A 7,722-nucleotide genomic window follows, 5' to 3' on the forward strand; every position below is an offset into this window, starting at 1 on the left:
TGGTTGCCGCGCTTTTCAAGCCTTTATGGTTCAATCGGCGGAACTGCGCAACGAAAAGCGCCCCCGGCCGGAACCGGGGGCGCGAAGTTCAGCCGATCGCTGGCTCAGCCGCGGCCCTTGAGCGCGGCGCCCAGGATGTCGCCCAGCGAGGCGCCCGAATCCGAGCTGCCATACTGTTCCACGGCTTCCTTTTCCTCGGCGATCTCGCGCGCCTTGATCGACAGGCCCAGGCGGCGGGTCTTGGTGTCGATGTTGGTCACGCGGACGTCGACATGGTCGCCGACCTGGAAGCGCTCGGGGCGCTGGTCCTGGCGGTCGCGGGCCAGGTCGGAACGGCGGATGAAGCTCTTCATGCCGTTGTATTCGACCTCGATGCCGCCATCCTCGATCGCCGTCACGGTGACGGTGATGACCGAGCCGCGCTTGACGCCCTCGACGGCCTCGGCCATCGCGTCGTTTTCAAGCGCCTTGATCGACAGCGAGATGCGCTCCTTGTCGATGTCGACTTCCTGGACGACGGCTTTCACCACATCGCCCTTGCGGAAGTCCTGGATGGCTTCCTCGCCGCGGGTATCCCAGCTGATGTCCGACAGGTGGACCATGCCGTCGATGTCGCCTTCCAGGCCGACGAACAGACCGAATTCGGTGATGTTCTTGACTTCGCCCTCGATGACGGTGCCGACGGGATGGGTCTCGGCAAAGACTTCCCACGGGTTGCGCATGGTCTGTTTCAGACCCAGCGACACGCGGCGCTTGGCCTCGTCGATCTCCAGCACCATGACGTCGACTTCCTGCGAGGTCGAGACGATCTTGCCGGGGTGGACGTTCTTCTTGGTCCAGCTCATTTCCGAGACGTGGACCAGGCCCTCGACGCCGGCTTCCAGCTCCACGAAGGCGCCGTAGTCGGTGATGTTGGTCACGCGGCCGGTATGGACCGAGCCGATCGGGAACTTGTCGGCCACGGTATCCCACGGGTCGGCCTGAAGCTGCTTCATGCCCAGGCTGATGCGGTGGGTGTCCTTGTTGATCTTGACGACCTGGACCTTGACGGTCTCGCCGATCGACAGGATCTCGGACGGGTGGTTGACGCGGCGCCAGGCCATGTCGGTGACGTGCAGCAGGCCGTCAACACCGCCCAGATCGACGAAGGCGCCGTATTCGGTGATGTTCTTGACCACGCCCTCGACGGTCTGGCCTTCCGACAGGTTGGCGATGACCTCGGCGCGCTGCTCGGCGCGGCTCTCTTCCAGGATGGCGCGGCGCGACACGACGATATTGCCGCGGCGGCGATCCATCTTGAGGATCTGGAAGGGCTGCTTCAGGCCCATCAGCGGGCCGGCGTCGCGCACGGGGCGCACATCGACCTGCGAACCGGGCAGGAAGGCCACGGCGCCGCCCAGGTCGACGGTGAAGCCGCCCTTGACGCGGCCGAAGATGGCGCCTTCGACGCGCTCTTCCGCGGCATAGGCTTTCTCCAGGCGGTCCCAGGCCTCTTCGCGGCGGGCTTTCTCGCGCGAGATCGAGGCTTCGCCGCGGGCGTTCTCGACGCGGTCGAGATAGACCTCGACCTCATCGCCGACCGCGATGGCGGGGGCTTCGCCGGGGTTGGCGAATTCTTTCAGATCGACGCGGCCTTCCATCTTGTAGCCGACGTCGATGATGGCCTGGCCCGCCTCGATGGCGATGACCTTGCCCTTGACGACCGAGCCCTCTTCGGGCGTGTCGATGGCGAGGCTTTCGTTCAGGAGGGCCTCGAATTCCTCCATGGTCGCTTTAGCGCACATATAGATCCAGTTTCCTTTTCGATCATTGCTGGCCATGCGGTTGGCTCCGCCGGTCTCTTTGTAGATGCCGGGATAAGCGCAAAGGGTCGCGGCATGTGCCCGACCCTGTTGAAGCGGCCTGTTCTGGCCCCATCGCTTACCTTGACGGGCGGGATATAGCGCTCATCGGCGGTCCTGGCAAGCGCCGAGGCCCGGCAGATGCAAGCAAATCTCGCGCCCGAGCAGCGCCAGCAGGTCTGCGGCGGGCATGGGCCGGGCGCGCGGCGCCTGGGTTCCCGCCCATTGCGCCGCGTAGTCCGAGCCGCCCGCCGCCGCATGAAGCCGCTTGGCCGCGTCGTAGGTGATGGGGTAATCCGGCAGCGGCGGGGCCTCGGGTGCCTCGCCAAGCGCGGTCAGCCGGTTGGCAAGCCCGCGCGCCGGACGGCCCGAGATGGCGCGGGTCATCACCGCATCGCCCGGCTGCGCCGCGGCCAGCCGGCTGCGATAGGCCTCATTGGCCGCCGATTCCGGGCAGGCGACGAAGGCGGTGCCCATCTGCACCGCCGCCGCCCCGGCGGCAAGGTGGCGCGCCGCATCGGCGCCGTCCATGATGCCCCCGGCCGCGATCACCGGCAGGCCCAGGTCCAGCAACTCGGCCAGCAGCGCCGCGGTCGGCAGGCATTCGTCGGGGCCGTCGGGGTCGAAGATGCCGCGATGGCCGCCGGCCTCGTGGCCCTGGGCCACGATCAGGTCCAGCCCCGCGTCGCGGATGGCCAGCGCCTCGTCCCGCGAGGTCGCGGTCGCCGCCAGGGCCGCGCCCATGTCGCGCAGCGCGGCGATGTGTCCGGCGTGCGGCAGGCCGAAGTGAAAGCTGACCAGCGCCGGCCGCGCCGCCAGCACCGCGCGCAGCATGTCGTCATCGGCGACGAAGCTGCGATAGACCTCTTCGATGCGGGCCGGAGGCTCGGCCCCGGCGCGGCGGAACTCGGGCGCCAGATAGTCGAGCCAGGCCTTTTCGCGCGCGGCATCGGCCTGGGCGGGACGGTGGCAGAACAGGTTGACGCCATAGCGGTCCGAGCCCAGCCGCGCCCGCGTCTCGGCCATCATCGCGGCGGCCTGCGCGGCATTGGCGGCGCCCAGCCCCAGCGAGCCGAGCCCCCCGGCCAGGCTGACCTCGGCGGCAAGATGCGGCGTGGCGGTGCCGGCCATCGGCGCCTGGATCACCGGCACGCGCAGGTCGGTCAGCTGGAAACGCGGGGTCATGCGCCGGCCTCCCTGGCGCAGGCGATGGCGCGGGCCACGGCCTCGTCGATGGTCATTTCGCTGGTATCCAGCAGCAGCGCGTCATCGGCCGGCCGCATCGGCGCCACGGCGCGGGCGGCGTCGCGGGCGTCGCGCTCGCGCAGCTCGGCCAGGATCCGGGCCTCGTCGGCGCCCAGTTCCAGCGCACGGCGGCGGGCGCGGATTTCGTCGCTGGCGGTGACGTAGAGCTTCAGCTCGGCCTCGGGGCAGATCACCGTGCCGATGTCGCGCCCGTCCAGCACCGCGCCGGGCTGGCTGCGGGCGAAGCGGCGCTGGAACTCGACCAGCGCGGCGCGCACCTCGGGGATCGCGGCGACGCGGCTGGCGGCCTGCCCGGCCTCGGCGCTGCGCAGGTCGGGGCGGGCCAGATCCTCGGGGGCCAGCGCGCGGGCCGCGGCGATCGGATCGCCGCCCTTGGCGCCCACGGCGCGATAAAGCAGGCCGGTGTCGAGATGGGCAAAGCCGAAATGCCGGGCAAGCGCCCGCGCGATGGTGCCCTTGCCCGATGCGGCGGGTCCGTCGATGGCGATGGTGAAGGGCATGGGGCCTCGGGCTTTGGGGGAGGGGCGCCCCCGGCATCGCCCGCATCGGGCCATGTGCCGGCCGGCCCGTCTTGGATCCGGGCCGCGACCTTGCAAGGGCCGCCAGGGCATCCGCCGGACGACCGCCCGTCCGCGTCTGGATCGTGCCGCCGGCTGCAGGCGTTGCACCCGGCGCCGTCCTGCGTTGCCTGCTGTCCGCGGCTTTGTCAATATCCGGGCCCGGCAAGGGGCCGCCGGTCCCACCCCTGCGCCGCGGCCCGTGCGGATCCCGGCCATGGCGACGGCTGGGCGGGACGTTTCCTCTGCCAGGCCCCGCAGCATCCGGCGGCAGGCGTCAAGCTCTGCGACCGGGATGAACGCGTCCGCGCGGTGCGCGCGGGCGATGCTGCCAGGCCCGCAGATGATCGCAGGGATGCCGGCCGCGTGGAACAGCCCCGCCTCGGTCCCGTAGCTGACCGAGCCCAGCGGCTCCTGCCCGGTCAGCCGCGCCAGCAGGCGGGACGGGTCGTCGCCTTGGGGCGGCGGCAGGGCGGGATAGCTGGAAAGCTCGGCAGAGCGGCACCGGCTTGAACGCGCCCTGGCCGGGTCGCTGCCGATGGCGGTGATCGCGCCGGAGGGGACGACGACGGGCTTTGCGCGGCTGGTGACGGATTACACCGTCTTCTCCTATCTGCGCGACGTCTTCGTGCTGCCCGACCACCGCGGCCGCGGGCTGGCCGGCTGGCTGGCGCGGGCGATCCGCACCCACCCCGGGCTTGCCGGGGTCCAGACCTGGATGCTGGCCACGCGCGACGCCCATGCGGTCCATGAAAGCGCCGGATTCCGCCCGGTGCCGCATCCCGAAGCTACATGTCGGTGCCGAAACCATAACCCATCGCCATGCATGCCATGCCAGATCGAATTGACCCGGCCTGCCTTTGCCGTGGCAGGCTGCCGCGAAACGGCAAAAGGAAGCGGGCAATGGGCTATCGCATCGTGGTGGATGTCGGCGGCGGCGCGGGCGGCGGGCATCGTCCTGGCCTTCCTGCATGCCTGCCGCAACCCCGAAAACGAGAGCGCCGTCGCCGCATGCTTGCCGAGACGGCGCCCGAGATGCCCGTCGCCCCCTCATCGGGCACCTGGCCGGTGGTCCGCGGGTATGAGCGCACGATAACGGCGGTGATCTCGGGCTATGTGGAGCCGCGCGTGGCGCATTGCCTCGACCGCTTCGAGGCGGCGCTGGCCGGCAAGGGCGTTGCCGTTCCCGCCCATATCACCAAGTCGAACCGCGGCGTCAGGGGCATCGGCCAGGCGCGGGTCGAGCCCGTGCAGATGATCCTGTCGGGCACCGCCTCGGGGGTGATCGGCGCGGGCTGGCTGGGGAATGCGACTTTCCGCGCGTCCCCAGCCTCGACATCGGCGGCACCTCGGCGGATGTGGCGGTGATCTGGGACGGCCAGCCGCAATATGGCACGGGCGAGCTGATCGGCGACTTCCAGCTCCATATCCCCTCGGTCGCGGTCAACTCGGTTGATGCGCTGGGCGTGTTGCGGGCTGGAAAGCGCCGGCTCGACCCCCGGCCCGGCCTGCTATGGGCGCGGCGGGACGCGGCCCACCATCACCCACACGATGGCGGCGCAGAACCTGATCGGCCATGGCGACCTGGGCTATGGCGCGGTGACGGTGGATGACGCGGCCGCCCGCGCGGCGATCCAGCCGCTGGCCGCGCGGCTGGGTGCCCCGGTCGAGGAGGTCGCCGGCCATATCGTCGATATTTCCGCGTCGTCCATGTATGCCGAGGTCTCGCGCTTCGGCATCGACCTGCGCGAGTTCCACCTCTTCACCCTTGGCGGCGCGGGGGCGATGCTGGCCTGCTATCTCGCGCGCGAGTTGGACATGAAGGCCGAGATCTTCCGCCGCTTCGGTTCAAGACCTTCCTGGACGGGGTCGGGCAGATCCTGGACCAGGCGCGAGGCGCAGGTCCGCCGCATCCTGGCGACTATCCCCGATGGCGACTATTTCTTTGCCGATTGAGCCGACGAGGACGCGCCCGACGGCCTGCCGGCCCGGATCGCCCTGACCCTGCGCATCCGCGGGGATGGGGTCGAGCTGGACTATACCGGCTCGGACCCGCAGCTGGGCTCGTCGCTGAACATGCCGAACGGCGGGCGGGAACGGCATCCGCTGGTCATGGCCGGGCTGACCCATGTGCTTTACACGCTGGACAATTCGCTGTGGCTGAACGCCGGCACGCTGCGATCTCCGCGGGCAGCGGCGCGGCGGGCTTCGGGCTGGAAGCGACACGGAAATTCGTCGGGAACGGCGCCCGCGTGGTCGTGGCCGACATCCAGGACGAGGCCGGCCGCGCCATCAAGGCTGAACTGCGCGGCAAGGTCCGCTTCATCCGCTGCGGCATGCGGCGCAAGGCCGGCATGCAGGCCGTCGTCGATCTGGCTGTGGCGGAGCTCGGCGGGCCCGACGTGATGTATCACAACCCCGGCACCATCGGCAGCGCCAAGGGCGTGGACGAGACCTCCGTCGAGGCATGGAACGCGGCGATGGAGATGCTGCAAACCGCGATCATGCTGGCGATCAAGGTGGCCGCCCCGGCGCTGAAGGCGCGCAAGGGCGCGATCATCCTGACCTCGGCGGCTGTGGGGGTGCGCCTATACCATCGCCAAGGCCTCGGTCTGCCAGATCGGCCGCCATGCGGCGCGGATGGCCGGGAGGCCAGGGCACGCGGGTCAACGTGATCGTGCCGGGCGCCGTCAAGCCGGCGCTGCGGGAAAAGCACCAGCTGGGGCAGGGCATGCTGCAGGCCGGCAATTTGCCAGGATGCAGCCGCTGCGGCTGAGCGGCCATCCGCGCTGCATCGCCGATACGGCGCTGGTCCTGGCCTCCGGTCTGTCGGACTTTGTCCGCGGCGTGGTGCGGCCGGTCGATGGCGGGCTGATGCTGCACCGCAATTCCCGTTCCTCGGCCGAGGGCTGAATGCGGCCGGCCCGCCGCCGCCGCTGGGGTCAGATGGCGGTCAGATGGCGGTATAGCCGCCATCGACCACCAGTTCCGCGCCGGTCATATAGGCGGAATCGTCGCTGGCCAGGAACAGGACGACCTTGGCCACGTCCTCGGGCGCGCCGGGGCGGCCAAGGGGAATCCTGGCCAGGACCGCCTCGACCACGGCGGGATCGTCGAAAAGATACTCGGATTGCGGCGTGCGGATCAGGCCGGGATGGACCGAGTTCACCCGGATGCCGCGCGCCGCGAAATCCACCGCGGCACATTTCGACAGCAGCCGGTTGGCGCCCTTCGAGGCGCCATAGCCGGGATGCAGGTTCGGAAAGCAGACCAGCCCGGCGATGGATGAGAAATTGACGATGGAACTGCCCGGCTTCATATGCGGCGTCACCGCCTTGATGCCCAGGAACTGGCTGTCCATGTTCAGCGCCATCATCCGGTTCAGCCCCTCCAGCGTGGCCTCTTCCCAGCTGATCGGCTCGCCCGGCAGGCCGGCATTGTTCACCAGGACGTCGATGCCGCCCCACAGCGCCAGCGCCTTTTCGACCGCCGCCTGCCATTGATCGGGCCGGGTCACGTCCAGCACCTGGCCCTGCGCCTCGCCGCCCCGGTCGCGGATGCCGGCGGCCACCGTTTCGGCGGCATCGCCGCGAATGTCGGTGACAAGGACATTCGCCCCCTCGTCGGCCAGAAGCCGGGCCGAGGCCGCGCCCATGCCGCTGCCGGCGCCGGTGATCAGGACCGTCTTGCCCTTTACCCTGTCCATTCCCCTCTCCTTTCCGTGTCGGCTGCTGTTGCGCCAGCAAAGCGCCGCAAGCGCGGCCGCTCAACACGGCATGCCAATGGATAGGGAAAGCCTATGGATGGCATAGGCCGTTTCCGTGCTACAGGACGGCCCTTTGCGCGCCATAGGCCGGGCACCGCTGGCCCGGCCGCGCCCAGGCCCTAGACTGCCCTTCGAGGGAGAAGGGGGAGGCCGGATGAGCAGCTACGACTACATCGTGATTGGCTCTGGTTCGTCTGGGAGCGTGGTTGCGAGCCGCCTGTCGGAGGATGGTCGCAACCAGGTTCTGCTGCTGGAGGCTGGGGGCCATGCCGACCGCTTCTGGGTGCATGCG

The 7,722-nt window shown here is 69.8% G+C and carries 6 protein-coding genes and 4 pseudogenes; 6 read left to right on the forward strand and 4 right to left on the reverse strand.

Annotation, left to right across the window (positions count from 1 at the left end; all coding sequences use genetic code 11):
* Window positions 1-104 precede the first annotated feature (104 nt).
* The 3 genes from rpsA to IT40_RS14410 all read right to left on the reverse strand — a co-directional run bounded on the left by rpsA (window position 105) and on the right by IT40_RS14410 (window position 3,607).
* Window positions 105-1,784 carry a 30S ribosomal protein S1 gene (gene rpsA / locus IT40_RS14400; protein ID WP_036756438.1) on the reverse strand — a complete coding sequence of 560 codons (1,680 nt, stop codon included), beginning with the start codon at window positions 1,782-1,784 and terminating at the stop codon, window positions 105-107.
* Window positions 1,785-1,946: 162 nt separating this feature from the next.
* Window positions 1,947-3,026: an NAD(P)H-dependent flavin oxidoreductase gene (locus IT40_RS14405; RefSeq protein WP_036756441.1), complete on the reverse strand. Its 1,080-nt coding sequence runs from the start codon at window positions 3,024-3,026 to the stop codon at window positions 1,947-1,949.
* Window positions 3,023-3,607, reverse strand: coding sequence for a (d)CMP kinase (locus IT40_RS14410; protein ID WP_036756444.1), 585 nt, complete (start codon window positions 3,605-3,607; stop codon window positions 3,023-3,025). The genes IT40_RS14405 and IT40_RS14410 overlap by 4 nt, the downstream gene beginning before the upstream one ends.
* Window positions 3,608-4,202: 595 nt before the next feature.
* Here IT40_RS14410 and IT40_RS30820 point away from each other — a divergent pair.
* From IT40_RS30820 to IT40_RS30080, 5 genes and pseudogenes are all read left to right on the forward strand, one after another.
* Window positions 4,203-4,376: pseudogene (locus tag IT40_RS30820) on the forward strand (GNAT family N-acetyltransferase); the annotation flags it as partial.
* A gap of 191 nt (window positions 4,377-4,567) precedes the next feature.
* Window positions 4,568-5,032 (forward strand): hydantoinase/oxoprolinase family protein, encoded by a 465-nt coding sequence (locus IT40_RS30500; RefSeq protein ID WP_166436120.1) that lies wholly within the window; start codon window positions 4,568-4,570, stop codon window positions 5,030-5,032.
* A pseudogene (locus tag IT40_RS30505) lies at window positions 5,029-5,620 on the forward strand (hydantoinase/oxoprolinase family protein). The gene IT40_RS30500 and the pseudogene IT40_RS30505 overlap by 4 nt, the downstream one beginning before the upstream one ends.
* Window positions 5,621-5,644: 24 nt before the next feature.
* Window positions 5,645-5,854: pseudogene (locus IT40_RS30645) on the forward strand (hydantoinase B/oxoprolinase family protein); the annotation flags it as partial.
* A gap of 62 nt (window positions 5,855-5,916) precedes the next feature.
* A pseudogene (locus tag IT40_RS30080) lies at window positions 5,917-6,577 on the forward strand (SDR family oxidoreductase).
* Between the two features lie 40 nt (window positions 6,578-6,617).
* Here IT40_RS30080 and IT40_RS14425 read toward each other — a convergent pair.
* Window positions 6,618-7,370, reverse strand: a complete 753-nt coding sequence (locus tag IT40_RS14425) for an SDR family NAD(P)-dependent oxidoreductase (RefSeq protein ID WP_036756447.1) — start codon at window positions 7,368-7,370, stop codon at window positions 6,618-6,620.
* Between the two features lie 214 nt (window positions 7,371-7,584).
* Between IT40_RS14425 and IT40_RS27635 the strand changes: the two genes are divergently transcribed.
* A partial coding sequence (locus IT40_RS27635; protein ID WP_157034077.1) for an NAD(P)-binding protein occupies window positions 7,585-7,722 on the forward strand: 138 nt, incomplete at its 3' end.

Source organism: Paracoccus versutus (assembly GCF_000763885.1).
GTDB classification, from domain to species: Bacteria; Pseudomonadota; Alphaproteobacteria; order Rhodobacterales; family Rhodobacteraceae; genus Paracoccus; species Paracoccus versutus.

Excerpts from the sequence above, each read along its gene's own strand:
- rpsA (WP_036756438.1), bottom strand. The coding sequence starts at position 1,784 with ATGTGCGCTAAAGCGACCATGGAGGAATTCGAGGCCCTCCTGAACGAA.
- IT40_RS14405 (WP_036756441.1), bottom strand. The coding sequence starts at position 3,026 with ATGACCCCGCGTTTCCAGCTGACCGACCTGCGCGTGCCGGTGATCCAG.
- IT40_RS14410 (WP_036756444.1), bottom strand. The coding sequence starts at position 3,607 with ATGCCCTTCACCATCGCCATCGACGGACCCGCCGCATCGGGCAAGGGC.
- IT40_RS30500 (WP_166436120.1), top strand. The coding sequence starts at position 4,568 with ATGGGCTATCGCATCGTGGTGGATGTCGGCGGCGGCGCGGGCGGCGGG.
- IT40_RS14425 (WP_036756447.1), bottom strand. The coding sequence starts at position 7,370 with ATGGACAGGGTAAAGGGCAAGACGGTCCTGATCACCGGCGCCGGCAGC.